Consider the following 22,887-nt stretch of genomic DNA (forward strand, 5'->3'; position numbering starts at 1 on the left):
GAAGACCGGTAACGGTTGGAGCTGACTGGTACTAATAGGCCGAGGGCTTGTCCTCAGTTGCTCGCGTCCACTGTGTAGGTTCTGAAGTAACGACCGTGTTGTGTTCCGGTTGGTTAACTTCATAGTGTTTCGGTGGTCATAGCGTTAGGGAAACGCCCGGTTACATTCCGAACCCGGAAGCTAAGCCTTTCAGCGCCGATGGTACTGCATGGGGGACCGTGTGGGAGAGTAGGACGCCGCCGAACAATTTTTAGCCTCAGGCCCCGAGCTTATGCTCGGGGCCTGAGGCATTTCTGCGTTGTGCCGCTATTCGATAGGCCGCTATTCGACAGTGAGACGGGGCCGACTCCGATCCTTCGGAGCCGGCCCCACCAATAAGCTCTTCCCTTTACTCGCCCGCCGCCCGAGCGAGTTCCAGGTCCAGAGACTCGCGACGAATGCGCTGGTCCATATAGAGAAGCGCCGTGATGCTCGCCGTCACTGGGAAAGTGATCGTCGAGCTGACGACCGCGCTGATGCCCGCGATGACGAGCGAGGACCAGCTGAGAGTGCCCGTCGAGCTCTGCTCGCCGCCGACGAAAGCCTCGATCACCGTGCTCGGGACCTGGACCAGCATCGAGACCATGAACGTGAGGAACACGGCCACCAGCTGCACGCCGAAGACCCGTCCCCACGCGCCCCGCACCAGCTTCGCCGAACGCCGCATCGACGCCACCACGCCCTGCTTCTCCAGCATCAGCGCCGGCGCGGCCAGGCACCAGCGGATCCAGAGCCAGGTCGCCACCACCGCGGCCACCAGGCCACCCATGGCGGCCACGGCGGTGCCGCCGTCCTTGTCGGCCGTCGCCATGAGAAGAAAGCCGGGGCCCATCCCGGCCGCGAAGATCGCGACGATCAGCAGCGGCAGCAGAACGAGCAGGCCGCACATGCGGAGCAGCTGCGGCCTGGCGCTCCGCCAAGCCTCGCCGATCGTCGTCGTACGCCCCAGAACCGCGCGACTGACCACGACCGTCAGCATTGCCGTGGCGACGATCGAACCGAGGAGGCCGAGCGCCCAGGCGACGCTCGTGCCGCCCAGGTTGTCGCCTATGTTCCTGAGGAGCTCCTCGGAACTCGGCGCGTCCGCGGCGTCGAGCGGCACATCGCGGAAATACAGGCCGATCAGCGTTGTGGCCGCCGCCTGCGTGGCGAGGGCGAGCGTCAGGGAGACGCCCAGGACCGTACGCCAGTTGCGGCGCATGGTCTGGATCGTGCCCTCGATGATCTCGCCGACGCGAAGCGGCCGCAGCGGGATCACCCCGGGCTGCGGAGCCGCCGGCGGCGGTGTCCAGCCGTTTCCGCCCCAGCCCCCGGTGGCCCCCTTGCTCGCGGCACGCTGCCTCAGGGGTTTGCGGGGCTGCGGCGGGCCCGCTGCCGGGGTGGTCCAGTGACCCCCGGGCGGCTGCTGCCGGGCCCACTGCGAGGAGCGTACGGCCTCGTCTGCGCCGGGAGCCCGGTCCGTGGGCGTGGACTCCTCCGGAGCGGTCGGCTGCTGCTCGTCGGAGGGGGAGGGCCCGGGCGAGGTCCGGCCCGGAGTGTCGTTCATGGTCTGTCGCTCCTTTTCGTGCCCGTCCGCCGGTGCGGCGGCCCGGGCGATCGCCAGCAATCGTGCCACGCGGCCCCGGGCCCGCCCCGGGCCCGCCCGAGCCCCTTTCGAGGGCCTGGCGAAGGCTCGTACGAGGGAGGAACCGAGAGGCGATCTTCAATAGTCGGGGCGTGCCGGGCAGACTGGAGAGATGGCTGATCAGCTCGCGGTACCCACGGAATCCGCCGGACCTCCGGTCATGCCCGCGCTCCGCTGGGACGAGCCTCCCGAGGGCCCCGTGCTCGTCCTCCTCGACCAGCGGCGACTCCCCTCCGAGGAGGTCGAGCTGGTGTGCACGGACGTGCCGGCCCTCGTGGAGGCGATCGCGACACTCGCGGTGCGCGGTGCGCCGCTGCTCGGCATCGCCGGCGCGTACGGGGTGGCGCTCGCGGCCGCACGCGGCTTCGAAGTGGCCGACGCCGCCGCGCTGCTCGCCCAGGCCCGCCCCACGGCCGTCAACCTGGCGTACGGCGTGCGGCGCGCCCAGCGCGCGTACGACGACGCCGTCGCGGCCGGCGAGGGCACCGGGCGGGCGGCCGCCGCCGCGCTCGCCGAAGCGCGGGCCCTGCACCGCGAGGACGCCGAGGCCAGCGCGCGCATGGCCGCCCACGGCCTGGAGCTGCTGGAGGAGCTGCTGCCCGGTGGCGGATATCGCGTCCTGACCCACTGCAACACCGGCGCCCTGGTGTCGGGCGGCAACGGCACGGCCCTGGCCGTGGTCGCCGCCGCGCACGGGGTAGGGGAGCTGAGGCGGCTGTGGGTGGGCGAGACGCGGCCGCTGATGCAGGGGGCGCGGCTGACGGCGTACGAGGCGGCCCGGGCCGGTATGGCGTACACGCTGCTCACCGACAACGCGGCCGGTTCGCTGTTCGCCGCCGGTGAGGTCGACGCCGTCCTCGTCGGCGCGGACCGGATAGCCGCCGACGGCTCGGTGGCCAACAAGGTCGGCAGCTATCCGCTGGCGGTGCTGGCCCGCTATCACCACGTGCCCTTCATCGTGGTGGCGCCCAGTACGACCGTGGACCTCCGGACCGACGAGGGCGCGGCGATCGAGGTCGAGCAGCGGCCCGGCCATGAGGTGACGGAGTTCGCCCTGGTGCCCGCGGCAGGGGCGGAAGCGGGCACCGGGATGCCCGTGGCGCCGCTGGGGACCACCGCGTACAACCCTGCGTTCGATGTCACACCGCCGGAATTGGTGACCGCGATCGTCACCGAGAGCGGGGTGGTCTCGCCGGTGACGCGGGCGGGTCTCGCGGAGCTCTCTGGCAGTGCGGGAACGGGACTTGGGAGTGTGACGGGCTGATTTCCGCACGCGTTTTCCGCTCCCGGCGCGAGGTGCCGAAGGCGCCCCGGGTCAACGGGACACACCGAGGAGTGTTCCTCACGACAGGTGAGCTGAGTCACCCGGCTCTATGGACCGGATGCGAAAATGGGATGATGTCGATATGAAGGGACGCGTCCTTGTCGTCGACGACGACACCGCACTGGCCGAGATGCTCGGCATTGTGCTGCGTGGTGAGGGTTTCGAGCCGTCGTTCGTAGCGGACGGCGACAAGGCACTTGCTGCTTTTCGTGAGGTCAAACCGGATCTTGTGCTGCTCGACTTGATGCTGCCCGGACGGGACGGCATCGAGGTGTGCCGCCTGATCCGGGCCGAGTCCGGCGTACCGATCGTGATGTTGACCGCGAAGAGTGACACGGTCGATGTGGTGGTCGGACTGGAGTCCGGGGCTGACGACTACATCGTCAAGCCGTTCAAGCCGAAGGAGCTGGTGGCCCGCATTCGAGCCCGTCTGCGCAGGTCGGAAGAGCCTGTGCCCGAGCAGCTCACCATCGGTGACCTGGTCATCGACGTGGCCGGGCACTCGGTCAAGCGTGAGGGGCAGTCGATCGCGCTGACCCCGCTGGAGTTCGACCTGCTCGTCGCCCTGGCCCGCAAGCCGTGGCAGGTGTTCACCCGTGAGGTGCTCCTGGAGCAGGTGTGGGGCTACCGCCACGCCGCGGACACGCGGCTGGTCAACGTGCACGTGCAGCGGCTCCGCTCGAAGGTCGAGAGGGACCCCGAGCGGCCGGAGATCGTGGTGACCGTGCGTGGTGTGGGCTACAAGGCCGGGCCGAGCTGACATGTCGGGCAACGGTGCCGCCCCGGAGCGGGGCGTGGGGCGGCCCGTCGAGACGGCGGGCGGTATATCTCTCCTCCGGCGCCTGTGGCGCGCCGGCAGGCTGCTGTCCGACGGCGCGGCCGCGGGCCCGGTCCATCCGGTGCTGCGGTTGTACGTGAGGTGGGTGCGGCGGCCGCTGCTGCCCGCGATGCGGCTGTGGCGGCGCAACATCCAGCTGCGGGTGGTCGCCACCACGCTGCTGATGTCGATGGGCGTCGTGCTGCTGCTCGGCCTGGTCGTCATCGGGCAGGTGCGCAACGGCCTCCTGGAGGCCAAGCGGCACGCCTCGCAGAGTCAGGCCGAAGGCGGCTTCAAGGCGGCCCGCGACCTCGCCGACAACCCCGGCGACGCCGCCCGTGGCCAGGGGGCCTCGTCCTCCGGCGGCCGCGCCACCATCGACGCGGGCGCGTGGCTGACGGGTGTGGTGCAGCAGCTCGCCAGCGGTGGCCAGGGCGTCTATCACGTGGTGGCCCTCAGCTCCGGCAGCGGCGACACCTCCGCCGCCGTGGGCATGCGCGGTCCGCGCGCCTCCGGCGATCTCGACCCCGAGCGCAGCATCCCCCTCGACCTGCGGAAACAGCTCGACCTCAAGACGGGCGCGCAGGAGCGGTCGGCCTCGATCAAGCACAGTGCCTCCGACGAAGGAGAGCCCGCTCTCGTCGTCGGCAAGCGCATGTACGACTTCAACGGCGACGCCTATCAGCTGTACTACCTCTTCCCGTACACCCAGGAGGAGAAGTCGCTGAGCCTGGTCAAGGGCACGCTGGCGACCGCCGGGGTGTTCGTGGTGGTGCTGCTGGGCGCCATCGCGTGGCTCGTGGTGCGGCAGATCGTCTCGCCCGTACGGATGGCGGCCAGCATTTCCGAGCGGCTGGCGGCGGGTGTGCTCCAGGAACGGATGAAGGTCACCGGCGAGGACGACATCGCCCGTCTGGGTGAGGCCTTCAACAAGATGGCGCAGAACCTCCAGGTCAAGATCCAGCAGCTGGAGCAGCTGTCGCGGATGCAGCGGCGGTTCGTCTCCGACGTCTCGCACGAGCTGCGGACCCCGCTGACGACCGTGCGGATGGCCGCCGAGGTCATCCACGAGGCCCGGGAGGACTTCGACCCCGTCACCGCGCGCTCCGCCGAGCTGCTCTACGGGCAGGTCGACCGTTTCGAGTCGCTGCTGTCGGACCTGCTGGAGATCAGCCGGTTCGACGCGGGTGCCGCGGCGCTGGAGGCCGAGCCGATCGATCTGCGCGACGTGGTGAACCGGGTGGTCGACGGTGCGCTGCCGCTCGCCGAGCGCAAGGGCACCCAGCTGCTCGTCCAGGGTGCCGAGCAGCCCGTGATCGCCGAGGCGGACTCCCGGCGCGTGGAGCGGGTGCTGCGGAACCTCGTGGTCAACGCCGTGGAGCACGGCGAGGGCCGGGATGTGATCGTGCGGCTGGCCGCGGCCGGCGGGGCGGTCGCGGTCGCGGTGCGCGACTACGGCGTCGGGCTCAAGCCCGGCGAGGCGACGCGGGTGTTCAACCGCTTCTGGCGGGCCGACCCCGCGCGCGCCCGGACGACCGGGGGCACCGGCCTCGGGTTGTCGATCGCGGTCGAGGACGCGCGGCTGCACGGCGGCTGGCTGCAGGCGTGGGGCGAGCCGGGCGGTGGTTCGCAGTTCCGGCTGACGCTGCCACGTACGGCGGGCGACACGCTGCGTGGCTCCCCGATCCCGCTGGAGCCCGACGACTCGCGGCGCAACCGCGGCCTGAACGAGGCCGGGGTGCCGCTCGGTGTCGCCGGTCGCGGTGGGTCCGTACCGCCGCAGGGCCCGCGTCCCGCGGTGGGGCCCTCGCCCGTGCCGGCGCAGACGCGGAGCCTGCCGACCGTGGATCCGACGGCGCTGCCGGGCAGCGGCGCGCGGGTGGTGCGGCCGGGTGGCGCGTGCTTCGACAAGCCGGACAGGGCGGGCAGGCCCGCGGCCGACGGGGCCGTGGACGAACGTGAGGGGCAGGCGCGTGGGCGCTGAACGCAGGCGCCGTCGTACGGCGGCCGGGCTCGGCGCGCTCGTCCTCAGCGGTGCGCTGCTGGCGGGCTGCGCGTCGATGCCCGACAGCGAAGAGGTCAGCGAGGTCGACTCCTCGCAGCGGGCGGACGCCGACGCGCAGGTGCGCGTCTACGGCGTCGCGCCGCACAAGAACGCGCAGCCGCAGGACCTGGTGGCGGGCTTCCTGGAGGCCACGACCAGCGATGACCCGGATTACGAGACGGCCCGGATGTACCTGGCCAAGGGCGTGAAGCGGGACTGGAACCCGGCGGCGGAGACGACGGTGCTCGCCGACCCGCCGCAGGTGCGGGTGGAGCGCAGCGGCGACCGGGACCAGGACTACACGGTCACGCTCGTCGGCAAGCAGGTGGCGAAGGTCGACGCCCGGCACGCGTACAAGCCGGACGAGGACACCTACAAGGCGCAGATCCACCTGGCGCGGGAGGGCGGCGAGTGGCGCATCGACGCGCTGCCGCCCGGCCTCGTGCTCGGCGTCGCCGACTTCCAGCGAATCTACCGGTCGGTCAACAAGTATTACTTCGCGGAGCTGGGCGCGGGCGGCTCCGGCAAGGGGCGGGACGTGCTCGTCGCCGACCCCGTCTATCTGCGCAAGCGCATAGACCCCGTGACCTCCACGGTGAAGGCATTGCTGGACGGGCCGACGAGCTGGCTCGACCCGGTCGCGGCCACGGCCTTTCCGACGGGGACGCGGGTGGTGGACCGCCGGCTTTCGCTGGACGACTCCAACACCCTGAAGGTCCGGCTCAACGGGCGCGCCTCGAGCACGAACGACGAGCAGTGCCGGCGGATGGCCGCGCAGCTGATCTACACGGTCGGTGACCAGTCGGCCAAGGTCAGCCAGGTGACGCTGTTGCGCGAGAACGGCTCCCAGATGTGTGTGCTGGGGCGGTTGCAGGCACGGGACTACGCGGCCGACAAGACGGCGGGGCCGGGCGGCCAGCAGTATTTCGTCGACGCGCAGCACCGCTTGGTGAGCCTGACCGACGGCGACGAGGAGCCGAGGCGGGTGCCGGGGCCGTTCGGTACGGACAACGCCGCGCAATTGCGGTCGGTGGCCGTGGACCGGGGCGAGCGCCGTGCGGCCGGGGTGACGGGCAACGGTCAGGCGCTGTACGTGGCCGACATGGAGTCCAGCACGCCGCTGGGCGAGCCCAGGCTGACCGCGAAGGGCGGTACGAAGGCGGGGCTGACGGCGCCGAGCTGGGACGGGCTGGGCGACCTCTGGGTCGCGGACCAGGACCCGGAGCGGCCGCGGCTGCTGCGGCTGCCCCAGGGCAGCGGCACACCCCAGGAGGTCGAGGTGCCCCGGCTCGAAGGCGGGCGGATCACCGGGCTCCGGGTGGCGGCGGACGGGGTGCGGATCGCCCTGCTGGTGACGAAGGACGACCGTACGACGCTGAAGCTGGGCCGGGTCGAGCGGCGTGGCAGTGCCGGGCGGCCGGTCCTCTCGGTGCAGGAACTGCGCTCGGTGGCGCCCCGGTTGGAACAGGTGGACGCGGTGTCCTGGGCGGGTGGCAGCCGGCTGCTGGTCGCGGGGAACGAGCAGGGCGGTCTCCAGCAGCTGCAGTACATCGAGACCGACGGCTCGCTGCCGAACGCCTCACCGCTGCCCGGGATCACGGGTGTGCGCGGTGTCGCGGCGACGGAGAGCGCCGCGAAGGCGCCGACGCTGGTCGCGGAGCGGGACGGCGGCATCGTGCGGCTGTTGCCGGACGCGAACTGGAAGCTGGTGACCAAGGAAGGATCGGCACCGGTCTACCCCGGGTAGGGCGGTTCCGCCCGGGGTGATCGCCGGGGTTTTCCACAGGGGTGGCGGGGGCGGGAGCCCCGCGCGACAGTGGATCCATGCGCGGGTGGTGGCAGGAGATCGCGGGGTTGGTGCTGCCGGTCGACTGCGCGGGATGCGGCCGATGGCGCGCCGTGCTGTGCGACGGATGCCGTGCGGCACTGAGCGGGCGTGCGGCACGGCGCGTATGGCCGGATCCGGTGCCTGCCGGCCTGCCGCCCGTGCACGCTGCGGCGCCTTATGGCGACAGGATGCGATCGGTGCTGCTCGCCCACAAGGAGCGCGGCGCCATGGGGCTGGCGGGGCCGCTGGGGGCTGCGTTGGCCGGGGCGGTGCACTCGGTGGCGGGCGGTGCCACCGATGGCGGGGGACGGGCTTCAGGGGCCTGGGCGGGGTCATTGCTGCTGGTCCCGGTGGCTTCGGCGCGGCGGGCGGTCGCCGCGCGCGGACATGATCCGTGCCGGCGGATCGCGATGGCCGCCGCGAGTGCGCTGCGGCGAGCGGGGACGCCCGCGCGCGTGGTGGCCGTGCTGCGGCAGCGCAGGGAGGTCGCCGACCAGTCGGGTCTCGGCGCGCGGGAACGAAGGGCGAATGTGGCCGGGGCCTTGGGGGTAGCCGGGGGTGGAGAACGGTTGTTGACCACGGAAGGGCCGGTGGTGCTGGTGGACGACCTCATGACGACCGGGGCGTCGCTGGCCGAGGCCGCCCGCGCGGTCGGACGCGCCGGCGGCCGGATTCTGGGGGCCGCGGTGGTCGCCGCTCCCGAGCGAGCCTTCGCCGACGCATCCCGAAAGAAACCGGAACCCCCCGTGAACGTTCTTCGTTACTGATGGAAACGGCAGGAAAACACCTGAATGGAGGTACGCCCCGGTAGGGGCTACCGACAGGCGTCCGAGCGAGATATGTTCGGTTGTGAGGAATGGCAAGCGCTATGCCTCATATCTCCGATTGGCGCGTTTCGCGCGCTTTCGCGGAAGCTTGAAGTCGATGGGGTGTAGATCTTGTCGATGGGGGAGGAGGAGGTGAAACCGCCAAGTCGGTGGCTCCGGAGTATCCCCGGGGCTTGATGCAAGAGGGATGCGCCTCGCACCTTCGGCGGGGCGATCCGGGAACGGAGTTCTGCGTGGACATCGTCGTCAAAGGCCGCAAGACCGAGGTGCCCGAGCGCTTTCGCAAGCACGTGGCCGAGAAGCTGAAGCTGGAGAAGATCCAGAAGCTCGACGGCAAGGTGATCAGCCTCGACGTCGAGGTGTCCAAAGAGCCCAACCCCAGGCAGGCCGACCGCTCCGATCGAGTGGAGATCACCGTACGGTCCCGCGGACCGGTGATCAGGGCGGAGGCAGCGGCAGCCGATCCCTACGCCGCGCTGGACCTGGCCGCCGGCAAGCTGGAGGCGCGGCTGCGCAAGCAGAACGACAAGCGTCACACCCGAAGGGGCAACGGACGTATTCCCGCGAGCGACGTCGGCGCGGCCGTCAACGGCACCGCGGAGCTCACCGACAGCGGGGAACTCGTCGCGGAGAAGGCCGTGGACGGAGTCCCGGTCACCCGCATGGGATCGCTGGAGATCCAGGGCGAAGGCCCCTTGGTGGTCCGGGAGAAGACCCACACCGCGGCCCCGATGGCGCTCGACCAGGCGCTGTACGAGATGGAGTTGGTCGGTCACGACTTCTATCTGTTCGTCGACTCCGAGAACAAGCTGCCCAGTGTCGTCTACCGGCGGCACGCCTATGACTACGGCGTCATCCGGCTCAACGCCGACCCGCTCTTCGAGGCGGAGCCCGGCGGCGCCGGCGGAGCGCTCGGCGGCTGACCCGACGGGCCCGGCGCCCCTCGCGCCGTGAGCCCGACCCACCGTGGACGGTGCCCTTGGAGCGTCTCGGCGCTCCCGGGGCACCGCTGTGCGACCGTGGAAGCACCGCCCGGCGGTCCGCCATGAAATCATGGCTGCGCGGCCAACCACCGGTCCGCCGAAACCGGTTGGGGCGGACGTAACACTGTGCAACCACCGCGAGGGGCTCTGGGCCTTCAGGGGCCTTCAGGGGGAGGAACAATGGCGGACAGGTTCGGGCCCGTACTGGTGCCCGGCGAGGACGACGACGAGTGCGCCGGCGAGGACCGGGGCACCACGCGCGAGGAGCCCATCCGGGTCCTGGTCGTGGACGACCACGCGCTCTTCCGCCGGGGGCTGGAGATCGTCCTGGCCCAGGAGGAGGACATCCAGGTCGTGGGCGAGGCCGGGGACGGCGCGGAGGCCGTGGACAAGGCCGCCGACCTGCTGCCCGACATCGTGCTGATGGACGTGCGGATGCCCAGGCGCGGTGGTATCGAGGCGTGCACCTCCATCAAGGAGGTGGCCCCCAGCGCGAAGATCATCATGTTGACGATCAGTGACGAGGAGGCCGACCTCTACGACGCCATCAAGGCGGGGGCGACCGGCTATCTCCTCAAGGAGATCTCCACCGACGAGGTCGCCACCGCGATCCGGGCCGTCGCCGACGGCCAGTCGCAGATCAGCCCGTCGATGGCGTCCAAGCTGCTGACCGAGTTCAAGTCGATGATCCAGCGCACCGACGAGCGCCGGCTGGTGCCGGCGCCGCGGCTCACCGACCGCGAGCTGGAAGTGCTCAAGCTCGTCGCCACCGGTATGAACAACCGCGACATCGCCAAGGAGTTGTTCATCTCGGAGAACACCGTGAAGAACCATGTCCGCAACATCCTGGAGAAGTTGCAGCTGCACTCCAGGATGGAGGCCGTGGTCTACGCGATGCGGGAGAAGATCCTGGAGATCCGGTGAGCCGGCCCGCTCCAGCCGGGCGGGCCGCCCCGGGAGCCGCCGGGCGGACCCGGCGGCCGCCTAGCCCTCCAGGGCCGTGACCAGCGCGGCGGCCAGCTTCGCGTCGTCGCAGCGCTCGACGCGCACAAAGTCGCAGCCCACCCACTCGGCGGCCTCCCGCAGCGCCCGCGCCATCGGCTCCACGGCCTGGGCCCCCTTCGCTTCGGCGAACGAGACCTGCCGGGCCACCAGGGTGCGGCCATCGCGGGCCGGGTCGACCCGCCCGGCCAGCCGCCCGCCCGTCAGCAGCGGCATCGCGAAGTATCCGTGGACCCGCTTCTCCTTGGGGGTGTAGGCCTCCAGCCGGTGGGTGAAGCCGAAGATCCGCTCGGTGCGCGGCCGGTCCCAGATCAGCGAGTCGAAGGGCGACAGCAGCGTCGTACGGTGCCGGCCCCGCGCGGGCTCGGCCAGCGCCGCCGGATCCGCCCACGCCGGCCGCCCCCAGCCCGCCACCTCGACCGGCACCAGGCCGGTGCCGTCGATGACCGCGTCCACCTGCTCGGCCTTCAGCCGGTGGTAGTCCGCGAGGTCCGCCCGGGTCGCCGCGCCCATCGCCGCGCCCGCCTGCGCGACCAGCCGCCGTATGCACTCGGCGTCGTCGAGATCGTCGTGGAAGAGCGGGTCCGGCACCGCGCGCTCCGCCAGGTCGTACACCCGCCGCCAGCCGCGCCGCTCGGTGCAGACGACCTCGCCCGTGTCGAGCAGCCACTCCACCGCGATCTTCGTCTCGGACCAGTCGTACCACTCTCCGCCGTTCTTGGCGCCGCCCAACTCCGTGGCCGTCAGGGGGCCCTCGGCCTTGAGCCGGTCGCGGACCTCCGCGCAGGAGCGCTCGCCGTCCTTCATCACATGCCAGCGGTGGCCACGCGCCTGGAACGCCCGCCGCCGGAACGCGAAGAGCGGCCACTCCTCGATGGGCAGGATGCACGCGGCATGCGACCAGTACTCGAAGCTGTGCGGGCGGGTGGTGGGGGCCCCTTCCGGGCGCGGCGTCCAGTACGCCGACTCCACCGTGTCGCGGCCGATTCCGCCCAGCCGTGCGTACGGCACCAGCTCGTGCGAACGGGCCAGCACCGAGATGGTGTCCAGCTGGACCGCGCCCAGCCGCCGCAGCGTCCCGCGCACCCCGGCCCGCCGGTCGGGGGCCCCGAGCAGGCCCTGGGCGCGCAGCGCCAGGCGCCGCGCCTCGTCGGCGGAGAGCTTCACCTCGGGCGCACGGCCCTTGCCACGGGCGGCAGTTGTCATCGTGGAGACCATGACGTCACCCTAGAGGCGAGCACTGACAACGCCGGCGGTGAGGTCAGCCGCGCTCGGAAAACGGCAGGTAGGCAGTCCGGTGGGGCAGTCCCAGGTCCGAGGGCAGCAGCGCGGCGGTCCAGGCGTCGCGGCGGGTGCCCGCGTGCGGGAGCTTCGCGCGCTGGACGCCCTCCATCCGGAAGCCCAGCTTCAGGGCGACGGCGCGCGAGCCCTCGTTCCCGGCCTCGGCGACCCACTCCAGCCGCTCCACGCCCAGTCCCTCGAACGCCCAGCGGACCACCGCGCGCCCCGCCTCCACGGTGTAGCCGCGCCCCCGGGCCTCCTTGGCCGTCCAGAAGCCGAGCTCGGCCTGGCGCGCGGGGGTGTGCAGCTGTGCGAGCCGCACCAGTCCCATGGCCCCCACGAGCCGGCCGTCGTCCCGGGAGAAGAGGCCGAAGTCGTACATGGAGTCCTCGCGCCAGCCGTTCGGGGAGAGGTCCTCGACGAAGGACCGGGCGTCCCGCGCCGTATAGGGCGAGGGCACGCTGGTCCAGCGCTGGATCTCCGGATCCTGGCACGCCGCGTACACCGCGGCGGTGTCGGACGGCGTGAACGGACGCAGCAGCAGACGCTCCGTGATCAGCTGTATCGGTTCCATGAACGGAGTGTAGGGACGGGTTTGACGGACGTCGTCCGGAATTCCGCCCGGGCGGCACCTTCGCGCCGCGCCGTTCGTTCCCCGTGCGGGTGACACCTGGCCCAGGCGATGACGGACCTCCCGGCGCGGTGGGGTCCTCGCTTACGATGGCCGTTGCGGCGGGGACTGTCCCGTCGTGCCCGCGCACCCTCCCCCTGCCCGGCGGTGGGGGGTAACACCAGTGCCAGGCCCGACCGGCAAGGAGTCAGCCTACGTGTCCGTCTTCGGCAAGATCATGCGTGCAGGAGAAGGCAAGATCCTGCGCAAGCTGCACCGCATCGCGGACCAGGTCAATTCCATCGAAGAGGACTTCCTCACTCTCTCCGACGCCGAGCTGCGGGCCCTGACCGACGAGTACAAGCAGCGGTTCGCCGACGGTGAGAGCCTGGACGACCTGCTCCCCGAGGCGTTCGCCACCGTCCGCGAGGCGGCCAAGCGCGTCCTGGGCCAGCGCCACTACGACGTCCAGCTCATGGGCGGCGCCGCGCTGCACCTGGGCTATGTCGCGGAGATGAAGACCGGTGAGGGCAAGACCCTCGTCGGCACGCTCCCGGCCTATCTGAACGCCCTCTCGGGCAAGGGCGTCCACCTGATCACGGTCAACGACTACCTGGCCGAGCGCGACTCCGAGATGATGGGCCGGGTCCACAAGTTCCTGGGTCTGTCGGTCGGCTGCATCCTCGCCAACATGACCCCGGCGCAGCGCCGCGAGATGTACGGCTGCGACATCACGTACGGCACCAACAACGAGTTCGGCTTCGACTACCTGCGCGACAACATGGCGTGGTCGCAGGACGAGCTGGTGCAGCGCGGTCACAACTTCGCCGTGGTCGACGAGGTCGACTCGATCCTGGTGGACGAGGCCCGTACGCCGCTGATCATCTCCGGCCCGGCCGACCAGGCCACCAAGTGGTACGGCGACTTCGCCAAGCTGGTCACCCGGCTGAAGAAGGGCGAGCCGGCCAACCCGCAGAAGGGCGTCGAGGAGACCGGCGACTACGAGGTCGACGAGAAGAAGCGCACCGTCGCCATCCACGAGGCCGGTGTCGCCAAGGTCGAGGACTGGCTGGGCATCGACAACCTCTACGAGTCGGTCAACACCCCGCTCGTCGGTTATCTGAACAACGCCATCAAGGCGAAGGAACTGTTCAAGAAGGACAAGGACTACGTCGTCATCGACGGCGAGGTCATGATCGTCGACGAGCACACCGGCCGTATCCTCGCCGGCCGCCGCTACAACGAGGGCATGCACCAGGCGATCGAGGCGAAGGAAGGGGTGGACATCAAGGACGAGAACCAGACCCTCGCCACGATCACCCTGCAGAACTTCTTCCGCCTCTACAACAAGCTCTCCGGCATGACCGGTACGGCGATGACCGAGGCCGCCGAGTTCCACCAGATCTACAAGCTCGGCGTCGTCCCCATCCCGACCAACCGCCCGATGGTCCGCAAGGACCAGTCCGACCTCATCTACCGCACCGAGGTCGCCAAGTTCGACGCGGTCGTCGACGACATCGCCGAGAAGCACGAGATGGGCCAGCCGATCCTGGTCGGCACCACCTCCGTCGAGAAGTCGGAGTACCTCTCGCAGCAGCTCGCCAAGCGCGGCATCCAGCACGAGGTGCTCAACGCCAAGCAGCACGACCGTGAGGCGTCGATCGTCGCCCAGGCCGGCCGCAAGGGCGCCGTGACCGTCGCCACCAACATGGCCGGCCGCGGTACGGACATCAAGCTCGGCGGCAACCCCGACGACCTCGCCGAGGCCGAGCTGCGCCAGCGCGGCCTGGACCCGGTGGAGCACGTCGAGGAGTGGGCGGCCGCGCTGCCCGCCGCCCTGGAGCGCGCCGAGGCCGCGGTCAAGGCGGAGTTCGAGGAGGTCAAGTCGCTCGGCGGCCTGTACGTCCTCGGCACCGAGCGCCACGAGTCGCGCCGCATCGACAACCAGCTGCGCGGCCGCTCCGGCCGACAGGGCGACCCGGGCGAGTCCCGCTTCTACCTCTCGCTGGGCGACGACCTGATGCGCCTGTTCAAGGCCCAGATGGTCGAGCGCGTCATGGCCATGGCCAATGTGCCCGACGACGTGCCGATCGAGAACAAGATGGTCACCCGCGCCATCGCCTCCGCGCAGTCCCAGGTCGAGCAGCAGAACTTCGAGACGCGTAAGAACGTCCTGAAGTACGACGAGGTGCTCAACCGCCAGCGCGAGGTCATCTACGGCGAGCGCCGCCGCGTCCTGGAGGGCGAGGACCTGCACGACCAGGTCAAGCACTTCATGGACGACACCATCGACGACTACATCCGTCAGGAGACCGTCGAGGGCTTCGCCGAGGAGTGGGACCTGGAGCGGCTGTGGAGCGCCTTCAAGCAGCTCTACCCCGTGAAGGTCACCATCGAGGAGCTGGAGGAGGCGGCCGGCGACCGCGCGGGCATCACCGCCGAGTTCATCGCCGAGTCCATCAAGGACGACATCCACGAGCAGTACGCCGCCCGCGAGGAGCAGCTCGGCTCCGACATCATGCGTGAGCTGGAGCGCCGCGTCGTGCTGTCGGTCCTGGACCGCAAGTGGCGTGAGCACCTCTATGAGATGGACTATCTCCAGGAGGGCATCGGCCTGCGCGCGATGGCCCAGAAGGACCCGCTGGTGGAGTACCAGCGCGAGGGCTTCGACATGTTCCAGGCCATGATGGAGGGCATCAAGGAGGAGTCCGTCGGCTATCTGTTCAACCTGGAGGTCCAGGTCGACCAGCAGCTGGAGGAGGTCCCGGTCCAGGCGGAGAGCCCGTCCCTGGAGAAGGAGGTCCAGGACACGGTGCCCGCCGGCGCCCGTCCCGAGATCCGCGCCAAGGGCCTCGACGCCCCGCAGCGGCCCGACCGGCTGCACTTCTCGGCGCCCACGGTGGACGGCGAGGGTGGTGTCGTCGAGGGCGACTTCGCCAACGGCGACGGCCCGACCCGCTCCCCGGCGGACGGCATGACCCGCGCCGAGCGCCGTAAGGCCCAGAAGAACAGCGGCGGCCGCCGCCGCAAGAAGTAGCTCTTCCTGCCACGAGGCGGGGGCGGGACACCTTCACGGTGTCCCGCCCCCGCCTCGTGCGTTCTCAGGCGCGCACCCCCGCCAGCTCGACGGCCGAGCACCGCCATCGCAGGTCCGTTCCGCGCTCCAGGCGGAAGGCGAGGGCGTGCAGGCGGCCTCCGGCGGCGATGCGGGCGAACGCCTCGATCACCCCCGGCCGGGGAGAGAACTCATCGCATCGGCGGACGTAGGGCGCGCGTGCCGGCGGGGTGGGCCGTAGCGGCGCCCGCGGTGCCAGGGCGGCGAGCTGGTCGTACGCGGAGCCCAGGGTGTGCCCCATCATCCAGTGGACCGGCCGCTGGCCGCTGAGGGTGAGCAGCAGGCGGTCGGCGAACCAGTAGCGCGGCAGGCCCTCGCGTTCCCGGTGGCGGGCGGCGAGGCCCGGGGTGGGCCGTCGGCTGTCGGTGCGCCGCGGGGGCGCCGTACCGGGCCTGCCCGGCCTGCTGGAACCGGGCCTGCTGGAGCCGGTGGACCGGTGCATGAGTGATCGCCCCCGTGATGCGGGCCCGGCCTGGATACCGGGCGGTAGCTTCCGTCGGTGATCTTCTATCGGCGTGTTTCCGGGGGCGGCAAGGACGGACGGGGGCAGCCCGGCCCGCCGACGGCGTTCACCTATCCGGGGGACGGCTGATCCGCACTCGCCCGCGGCCTGCGAAAACGGCGACCCGACGAGGCCGGCGAACGGGCCCCCACCAGGGCTCCCGGCACTTCGAAGGGGGACTCGCGCCCGTATGCTGGCAGGACGGTTGATACGTCCTCAGGACCCTCAGGAAAGCGGCTGTCATGCGCGTCTACGTCCCCCTGACCCTCCCCGGTCTCGCCGAGGCGCACAAGACCGGGCAGCTGGGCCCGGCCCCGCTGGACGCCTATGCCGTCACCCCCGCGCTGCGCGAGTGGTATCTCACCGATGACGTCGAGGAGCTGGAGTACGCGGCCCTCGGCCGGGCCGCCGCCGGGTCCCTGCGCAAGCTCGCCGCCGACCCGGACGCCGCGCGCCGGCGGGTGGTCGTCGCGGTGGACGTCCCCGACGGCGCCGCGGTCGCCGACCCCGACCAGGCCGCGATCGGCGAGGTCCGGCTCCCGGCGGCGGTGCCGCTGGCCAAGGCCGCCGCCGTGCACATCGACTCCGGCGACGCCGAGGAGGACGTCGCGGCCGCGGCGGCCGCGCTGGGCGCGGCGGACCGGGGCGACACCGACGCGCAGTTCACCGTGGACGGAGCCGAGGACCACGAGCTGATGTGGTTCGGCATCCAGGAGATTCCCAACCTCGTCTGACGGCCGACAGGCCCGCGTGCCCCGGAGGCGCGTTGTCACACCCGGTCGGTACGGTCTTGCTCATGGGGAAGCACGGGGCACACATCGTCTGGGACTGGAACGGCACGCTCTTCCACGACATCGACGCGGTCATCGCGGCGACCAACGCCGCCTTCGCGGAGCTCGGCCTGGAGCCGATCACCCTCGCGCGCTACCGCGAGCTGTACTGCGTGCCGATCCCGAGGTTCTACGAGCGGCTGATGGGCCGCCTGCCCACCGAGGCCGAGTGGGCCCACATGGACGTGGTCTTCCACCGGCACTATCAGGACCACCGCATACGCTGCGGCCTAGCGGACGGCGCCGAGGTCCTGCTGGAGCGCTGGCAGGGCACCGGCGGCACCCAGTCGATCATGTCGATGTACGGGCACGACGACCTCCTGCCGCTGGTGCGCGGCTTCGGCATCGAGCGCCGGTTCGTCCGGGTCGACGGCCGGACGGGCCCCTCGGGCGGCAGCAAGGCCGAGCACATGGCCCGCCACCTCGCCGGGCTCGACGGGATACCGGCGCGCCACACCGTCGTCATCGGCGACGCCCTCGACGACGCGGTCGCGGCCGCCCACGTGGGTGCCCACGCCGTGCTGTACACCGGCGGATCCCACAGTCGGAGCAGTCTCACCCCGGCCGGGGTGCCGGTGGTGGACAGTCTGGAAGAGGCGGTCGTGGAGGCGGAGCGGCTCGCCGGGAGCGGTCGGCGGGCGGGCTGACGGTCGAGGGCGGCCGCGTCGCTGTCCATACCGTCAAAGTTCGGCCCCTGGTTTTGTACACAAACAGCTCATGACGGTTTCCGGGGGAAGAGCGATAGCCTTACCAGGTGATCAGCGCGATATCCAGCAGGGGCGACGGCGCTCCTGCCCTGCGCCCGGAGTGCCACCGCACCCGGGCCGCCGCTGGTCCCCTGGGCCGGGCTCGTCCGACGAACTTCGTCAAGGACACCCCGGCCACCTCTCATTCCGGCATACCGTCGAAGACGACCGGAGAACCCGCGTCGCGACGTGATGCCTCCACCACCTATGTCACGCAACGGCGCGCGACAGGAGCCAGAGGACATGCAGACCAAGCTGGACGAAGCCAAGGCCGAGTTGCTCGAACGGGCGGCTCGCGTCGCTGAGAACAGCCCGGCCGGGGGGCAACAACCGACTGGGCCGAAGGGCGAGGGGAGCCTCGACCCCGAGACCCTGGACGCGTTCCTCCAGCGCTATTACCTGCACACCGCCCCCGAGGACCTCAGCGGCCGGGACCCGGTCGACGTCTTCGGCGCCGCGCTCTCGCACTACCGGCTCGCCGAGAACCGGCCGCAGGGCACCGCGAACGTACGGGTGCACACCCCGACCGTCGAGGAGAACGGCTGGACGTGCAGCCACTCCGTGGTCGAGGTCGTCACCGACGACATGCCCTTCCTGGTCGACTCCGTCACCAATGAGCTCTCCCGCCAGGGCCGCGGCATCCACGTCGTGATCCACCCGCAGGTCGTCGTCCGCCGTGACGTCACCGGCCGCCTGCTGGAGGTCCTCGGCTCCCGCTGCGACGCCCACGGCGCCGGCAAGGACGCCGTGCTGCCGCACGACGCCGTCACCGAGTCCTGGATCCACGTCGAGATCGACCGCGAGACCGACCGCGAGGACCTCAAGCAGATCACCGCCGATCTGCTGCGGGTGCTCTCCGACGTCCGCGAGGCCGTCGAGGACTGGTCGAAGATGCGCGACGCCGCCCTGCGCATCGCCGACGGCCTGCAGGCCGAGCCGCTCCCCGGCGACGTGTCCGAGTCGGAGACCGAGGAGGCCCGCGAGCTGCTGCGCTGGCTGGCCGCCGACCACTTCACCTTCCTCGGCTACCGCGAGTACGAGCTGGCGAAGATCTCCACCGACGGTGACGAGGAGGACGTCCTCAGCGCCGTCCCCGGCACCGGCCTCGGCATCCTGCGCTCCGACCCCACGCACCACGACGAGGGCCACCACGCCGGCCCCGTCTCGGCGTCCTTCAACCGGCTCCCGGCCGACGCCCGCGCCAAGGCCCGCGAGCACAAGCTGCTCGTCCTCACCAAGGCCAACAGCCGCGCCACCGTGCACCGCCCCTCCTACCTCGACTACGTCGGGGTGAAGAAGTTCGACGCCGACGGCAATGTCGTCGGCGAGCGCCGCTTCCTGGGCCTGTTCTCCTCCGCCGCGTACACCGAGTCCGTGCGCCGCGTGCCCGTCGTCCGCCGCAAGGTCGCCCAGGTCCTCGAGGACGCCGGCTTCACGGCGCACAGCCACGACGGCCGCGACCTCCTCCAGATCCTGGAGACCTACCCGCGCGACGAGCTGTTCCAGACCCCGGCCGACCAGCTGCGGGCCGTCGCCACCAGCGTGCTCTACCTCCAGGAGCGCCGCCGGCTGCGGCTCTTCCTCCGCCAGGAGACCTACGGGCGCTACTACTCCGCCCTGGTCTACCTCCCGCGCGACCGCTACACCACGGGCGTCCGGCTGCGGCTGATCGACATCCTCAAGGAGGAGCTCGGCGGCACCAGCGTCGACTTCACCGCGTGGAACACCGAGTCGGTCCTCTCCCGGCTGCACTTCGTCGTGCGCGTCGAGTCCGGCGCCACCCTGCCCGATCTGACCGACGCCGACGTCGAGCGCATCGAGGCCCGTCTGGTCGAGGCCGCCCGCTCCTGGGCCGACGGCTTCGCCGAGACGCTGACCGCCGAGCTCGGCGAGGAGCGCGCCGCCGAGCTGCTGCGCCGCTACGGCCAGGCCTTCCCCGAGGGGTACAAGGCCGACCACAGCCCCCGCAGCGCCGTCTCCGACCTCGGTCACCTGGAGAAGCTGACGATGGCCGGGGGTGAGCACGACTTCGAGCTCAGCCTCTACGAGCCGGTCGGCGCGGGCCCCGACGAGCGCCGCTTCAAGATCTACCGCACGGGTGAGCCCGTCTCGCTCTCCGCCGTCCTGCCGGTCCTGCACCGGCTCGGCGTCGAGGTCGTCGACGAGCGCCCGTACGAGCTGCGCTGCTCGGACCGGACGAACGCCTGGATCTACGACTTCGGTCTGCGGATGCCCGAGCGGATCGAGGGCGGCGACGACGCCCGCAACCGCTTCCAGAAAGCCTTCGCGGCGGTGTGGACCGGTGCCGCGGAGAACGACAACTTCAACAAGCTCGTCCTGCGGGCCGGGCTCGACTGGCGCCAGGCGATGGTCCTGCGGGCCTACGCCAAGTACCTGCGGCAGGCCGGCTCGCCGTTCAGCCAGGCGTACATGGAGGACACCCTCAGCAACAACGTCCACACCACCCGCCTGCTGATCAACCTCTTCGAGGCCCGGATGTCGCCGGCGCTCCAGCGCGCCGGCCGGGAGCTGATCGACGGGCTGCTGGAGGAGCTGGACGGCGCCCTCGACCAGGTCGCGAGCCTGGACGAGGACCGCATCCTGCGGGCCTTCCTCACGGTCATCAAGGCCACGCTGCGGACCAACCACTTCCAGCGCGATGCGGCCGGCAACCCGCATTCGTACCTGTCGATCAAGCTCGACCCGCAGGCCATCCCCGACCTGCCGGCGCCCCGCCCCGCCTTCGAGATCTGGGTCTACTCCCCCCGCGTGGAGGGCGTGCACCTGCGCTTCGGCAAGGTCGCGCGAGGCGGTCTGCGCTGGTCCGACCGGCGCGAGGACTTCCGCACCGAGGTCCTGGGCCTGGTCAAGGCGCAGATGGTGAAGAACACCGTCATCGTGCCGGTGGGCGCCAAGGGCGGCTTCGTCGGCAAGCGGCTGCCGGACCCGGCCGTGGACCGCGACGCGTGGCTGGCCGAGGGCATCGCCTCGTACAAGACCTTCATCTCCGGTCTGCTCGACATCACCGACAACCTGGTCGGCGGCGAGGTCGTGCCCCCGAAGGACGTCGTGCGCCACGACGAGGACGACACCTACCTCGTCGTCGCCGCCGACAAGGGCACCGCGACGTTCTCCGACATCGCCAACGAGGTCGCCCAGTCCTACGGCTTCTGGCTCGGCGACGCCTTCGCCTCCGGCGGCTCGGCCGGTTACGACCACAAGGGCATGGGCATCACCGCCCGCGGCGCCTGGGAGTCGGTCAAGCGCCACTTCCGCGAGCTGGGCCACGACACCCAGACCCAGGACTTCACCGTCGTCGGCGTCGGTGACATGTCCGGTGACGTCTTCGGCAACGGCATGCTGCTCTCCGAGCACATCCGCCTGGTCGCCGCCTTCGACCACCGGCACATCTTCCTCGACCCGACCCCGGACGCGGCCGTCTCCTACGCCGAGCGCCGCCGGCTCTTCGAGCTGCCCCGCTCCTCCTGGGCCGACTACAACACCGAGCTGCTCTCCCAGGGCGGTGGCATCCACCCCCGTACGGCCAAGTCGATCCCCATCAACGCGCATGTGCGGGCCGCTCTCGGCATCGAGGCCGGCGTCACCAAGATGACCCCCGCCGAGCTGATGAAGGCCATCCTGCGCTCGCCGGTCGACCTGCTGTGGAACGGCGGCATCGGCACCTACGCCAAGGCGTCCACCGAGACGCACGCCGACGTGGGCGACAAGGCCAACGACGCCATCCGCGTCGACGGCCAGGACCTGCGGGTCAAGGTCGTCGGCGAGGGCGGCAACCTCGGCCTGACCCAGCTCGGCCGCATCGAGTTCGCCCTGTCCGGCGGGCCCGAGTCCACCGGCGGCAGGATCAACACCGACGCCATCGACAACAGCGCCGGCGTGGACACCTCCGACCACGAGGTGAACATCAAGATCCTGCTCAACGCGCTCGTCACCGACGGCGACATGACCCTCAAGCAGCGCAACAAGCTGCTCGCGGAGATGACCGACGAGGTCGGCGAGCTGGTCCTGCGCAACAACTACGCGCAGAACGTGGCGCTGGCCAACGCCGTCGAGCAGGCACCCAGCCTGCTCCACGCCCACCAGCGGATCATGCGCCGGCTGACCCGCGACGGTCACCTGGACCGCTCGCTGGAGTTCCTGCCCAACGACCGGCAGATCCGCGAGCGGCTCTCCGCGGGCCGCGGCCTGACCCAGCCCGAGCTGGCGGTCCTGCTCGCCTACATCAAGATCACCACGGCCGAGGAGCTGCTGGGCACCGAGCTGCCGGACGACCAGTATCTGGAGCGGCTGCTCTTCTCCTACTTCCCGCGCCAGCTGCGGGAGTCGTTCGGCGAGCACATCGACACGCACGCCCTGCGCCGGGAGATCATCACGACCGTCCTGGTCAACGACACCGTCAACAGCGGTGGCTCGACCTTCCTGCACCGTCTGCGGGAGGAGACCGGCGCGTCGCTGGAGGAGATCGTCCGGGCGCAGACCGCGGCCCGGGAGATCTTCGGCCTGGGCAAGGTCTGGGACGCCGTCGAGGCGCTGGACAACAGCGTCGACGCCGATGTGCAGACCCGCATCCGGCTGCACGGGCGCCGGCTGGTCGAGCGCGGCACGCGCTGGCTGCTCAACAACCGGCCGCAGCCGCTCCAGCTCGCCGAGACCATCGAGTTCTTCCGGGACGGCGTGGCGGCGGTCTGGTTCCAGCTGCCGAAGCTGCTCAAGGGCGCCGACAGCGAGTGGTGGCAGTCCATCCACGACGAGCTCGTCGAGGCCGGTGTGCCGGACGACCTGGCCGTGCGGGTGGCGGGCTTCTCCTCCGCCTTCCCGGCGCTGGACATCGTCGCCGTCGCCGACCGCACCGGCAAGGAGCCGCTGGACGTGGCCGAGGTCTACTACGACCTCGGTGACCGCCTGCACATCACCCAGCTGATGGACCGGATCATCGAGCTGCCGCGCTCCGACCGCTGGCAGTCCATGGCCCGTGCCTCCATCCGCGAGGACCTCTACTCGGCCCACGCGGCGCTCACCGCCGACATCCTGTCCGTCGGCGACGGCACCGCCTCGCCCGAGGAGCGGTTCCGGTCGTGGGAGGAGAAGAACGCCGCGATCCTGGTCCGGGCGCGCACCACGCTGGACGAGATCCGCGGCTCGGACGCCTTCGACCTGGCCAACCTCTCGGTGGCCATGAGGACGATGCGGACCCTGCTGCGTACGCACAGCTGACGCAGGAGTGAACCAAGGGCGGCCCCGGGGAGAAATCCCCGGGGCCGCCCCTTTTATCGGGTTGTGCCGTGTTAAGAGAG

General features: G+C 70.9%; 15 protein-coding genes and 1 rRNA gene. 12 read left to right on the plus strand and 4 right to left on the minus strand.

Features of this window, described 5'->3' with window-relative positions:
- Positions 1-128 precede the first annotated feature (128 nt).
- Positions 129-245, plus strand: a 5S ribosomal RNA gene (rrf, locus tag ACZ303_RS03530).
- A 143-nt stretch (positions 246-388) separates the two neighbouring features.
- Here the strand turns inward: rrf and ACZ303_RS03535 are convergent.
- Positions 389-1,585, minus strand: a complete 1,197-nt coding sequence (locus ACZ303_RS03535) for a DUF7847 domain-containing protein (protein WP_467334627.1) — start codon at positions 1,583-1,585, stop codon at positions 389-391.
- Positions 1,586-1,775: 190 nt separating this feature from the next.
- Between ACZ303_RS03535 and mtnA the strand changes: the two genes are divergently transcribed.
- The 7 genes from mtnA (at position 1,776) to ACZ303_RS03570 (ending at position 10,410) form a co-directional block, all read left to right on the plus strand.
- Positions 1,776-2,927 carry an S-methyl-5-thioribose-1-phosphate isomerase gene (gene mtnA / locus ACZ303_RS03540; RefSeq protein WP_467334629.1) on the plus strand — a complete coding sequence of 384 codons (1,152 nt, stop codon included), beginning with the start codon at positions 1,776-1,778 and terminating at the stop codon, positions 2,925-2,927.
- Between the two features lie 142 nt (positions 2,928-3,069).
- The gene (gene mtrA, locus ACZ303_RS03545) at positions 3,070-3,747 is read left to right on the plus strand and encodes a two-component system response regulator MtrA (protein ID WP_467335769.1); all 678 of its coding nucleotides are present in this window, start codon (positions 3,070-3,072) and stop codon (positions 3,745-3,747) included.
- A 1-nt stretch (position 3,748) separates the two neighbouring features.
- Positions 3,749-5,788 carry an MtrAB system histidine kinase MtrB gene (gene mtrB, locus ACZ303_RS03550; protein ID WP_467334630.1) on the plus strand — a complete coding sequence of 680 codons (2,040 nt, stop codon included), beginning with the start codon at positions 3,749-3,751 and terminating at the stop codon, positions 5,786-5,788.
- Entirely contained in the window at positions 5,778-7,595 is a 1,818-nt protein-coding gene (locus ACZ303_RS03555; protein ID WP_467334632.1) for an LpqB family beta-propeller domain-containing protein, read from the plus strand. Before mtrB ends, ACZ303_RS03555 begins: the two co-directional genes overlap by 11 nt.
- 77 nt (positions 7,596-7,672) lie before the next feature.
- Positions 7,673-8,443, plus strand: a complete 771-nt coding sequence (locus tag ACZ303_RS03560) for a ComF family protein (protein WP_467334633.1) — start codon at positions 7,673-7,675, stop codon at positions 8,441-8,443.
- Between the two features lie 293 nt (positions 8,444-8,736).
- On the plus strand, positions 8,737-9,426 hold the full coding sequence (gene hpf, locus ACZ303_RS03565) for a ribosome hibernation-promoting factor, HPF/YfiA family (protein WP_467334635.1): 690 nt from the start codon (positions 8,737-8,739) through the stop codon (positions 9,424-9,426).
- A gap of 240 nt (positions 9,427-9,666) precedes the next feature.
- The gene (locus ACZ303_RS03570; RefSeq protein ID WP_467334637.1) at positions 9,667-10,410 is read left to right on the plus strand and encodes a response regulator; all 744 of its coding nucleotides are present in this window, start codon (positions 9,667-9,669) and stop codon (positions 10,408-10,410) included.
- 60 nt (positions 10,411-10,470) lie between these two features.
- Here ACZ303_RS03570 and ACZ303_RS03575 read toward each other — a convergent pair whose 3' ends face one another.
- Entirely contained in the window at positions 10,471-11,694 is a 1,224-nt protein-coding gene (locus tag ACZ303_RS03575) for a winged helix-turn-helix domain-containing protein (RefSeq protein WP_467334639.1), read from the minus strand.
- 55 nt (positions 11,695-11,749) lie between these two features.
- Positions 11,750-12,343, minus strand: coding sequence for a GNAT family N-acetyltransferase (locus ACZ303_RS03580; protein ID WP_467334641.1), 594 nt, complete (start codon positions 12,341-12,343; stop codon positions 11,750-11,752).
- A gap of 253 nt (positions 12,344-12,596) precedes the next feature.
- Between ACZ303_RS03580 and secA the strand changes: the two genes are divergently transcribed.
- Positions 12,597-15,416 (plus strand): preprotein translocase subunit SecA, encoded by a 2,820-nt coding sequence (gene secA, locus ACZ303_RS03585; RefSeq protein ID WP_467334643.1) that lies wholly within the window; start codon positions 12,597-12,599, stop codon positions 15,414-15,416.
- A 64-nt stretch (positions 15,417-15,480) separates the two neighbouring features.
- On the opposite strand, the gene ACZ303_RS03590 is transcribed toward secA, so the two are convergent.
- Positions 15,481-15,936 carry an Rv3235 family protein gene (locus ACZ303_RS03590; RefSeq protein ID WP_467334645.1) on the minus strand — a complete coding sequence of 152 codons (456 nt, stop codon included), beginning with the start codon at positions 15,934-15,936 and terminating at the stop codon, positions 15,481-15,483.
- A gap of 302 nt (positions 15,937-16,238) precedes the next feature.
- Here ACZ303_RS03590 and ACZ303_RS03595 point away from each other — a divergent pair, with 302 nt between their 5' ends.
- The 3 genes from ACZ303_RS03595 to ACZ303_RS03605 all read left to right on the plus strand — a co-directional run bounded on the left by ACZ303_RS03595 (position 16,239) and on the right by ACZ303_RS03605 (position 22,807).
- Positions 16,239-16,730, plus strand: a complete 492-nt coding sequence (locus tag ACZ303_RS03595; protein ID WP_467334647.1) for a DUF6912 family protein — start codon at positions 16,239-16,241, stop codon at positions 16,728-16,730.
- A gap of 62 nt (positions 16,731-16,792) precedes the next feature.
- Positions 16,793-17,473, plus strand: a complete 681-nt coding sequence (locus ACZ303_RS03600; protein WP_467334649.1) for an HAD family hydrolase — start codon at positions 16,793-16,795, stop codon at positions 17,471-17,473.
- A gap of 342 nt (positions 17,474-17,815) precedes the next feature.
- Positions 17,816-22,807 (plus strand): NAD-glutamate dehydrogenase, encoded by a 4,992-nt coding sequence (locus ACZ303_RS03605; protein ID WP_467334651.1) that lies wholly within the window; start codon positions 17,816-17,818, stop codon positions 22,805-22,807.
- The last annotated feature ends 80 nt before the right edge of the window (positions 22,808-22,887 follow it).

Source organism: Streptomyces sp. NPDC023527 (assembly GCF_055560115.1).

What these genes read in the sequence shown, in the direction of transcription:
- mtrB (WP_467334630.1), top strand. Translation starts at nt 3,749, where the DNA reads ATGTCGGGCAACGGTGCCGCCCCGGAGCGGGGCGTGGGGCGGCCCGTC.
- mtrA (WP_467335769.1), top strand. Translation starts at nt 3,070, where the DNA reads ATGAAGGGACGCGTCCTTGTCGTCGACGACGACACCGCACTGGCCGAG.
- ACZ303_RS03590 (WP_467334645.1), bottom strand. Translation starts at nt 15,936, where the DNA reads ATGCACCGGTCCACCGGCTCCAGCAGGCCCGGTTCCAGCAGGCCGGGC.
- ACZ303_RS03535 (WP_467334627.1), bottom strand. Translation starts at nt 1,585, where the DNA reads ATGAACGACACTCCGGGCCGGACCTCGCCCGGGCCCTCCCCCTCCGAC.
- ACZ303_RS03605 (WP_467334651.1), top strand. Translation starts at nt 17,816, where the DNA reads ATGCAGACCAAGCTGGACGAAGCCAAGGCCGAGTTGCTCGAACGGGCG.
- ACZ303_RS03595 (WP_467334647.1), top strand. Translation starts at nt 16,239, where the DNA reads ATGCGCGTCTACGTCCCCCTGACCCTCCCCGGTCTCGCCGAGGCGCAC.
- ACZ303_RS03560 (WP_467334633.1), top strand. Translation starts at nt 7,673, where the DNA reads ATGCGCGGGTGGTGGCAGGAGATCGCGGGGTTGGTGCTGCCGGTCGAC.
- ACZ303_RS03580 (WP_467334641.1), bottom strand. Translation starts at nt 12,343, where the DNA reads ATGGAACCGATACAGCTGATCACGGAGCGTCTGCTGCTGCGTCCGTTC.
- ACZ303_RS03600 (WP_467334649.1), top strand. Translation starts at nt 16,793, where the DNA reads ATGGGGAAGCACGGGGCACACATCGTCTGGGACTGGAACGGCACGCTC.
- ACZ303_RS03570 (WP_467334637.1), top strand. Translation starts at nt 9,667, where the DNA reads ATGGCGGACAGGTTCGGGCCCGTACTGGTGCCCGGCGAGGACGACGAC.
- ACZ303_RS03575 (WP_467334639.1), bottom strand. Translation starts at nt 11,694, where the DNA reads ATGACAACTGCCGCCCGTGGCAAGGGCCGTGCGCCCGAGGTGAAGCTC.
- mtnA (WP_467334629.1), top strand. Translation starts at nt 1,776, where the DNA reads ATGGCTGATCAGCTCGCGGTACCCACGGAATCCGCCGGACCTCCGGTC.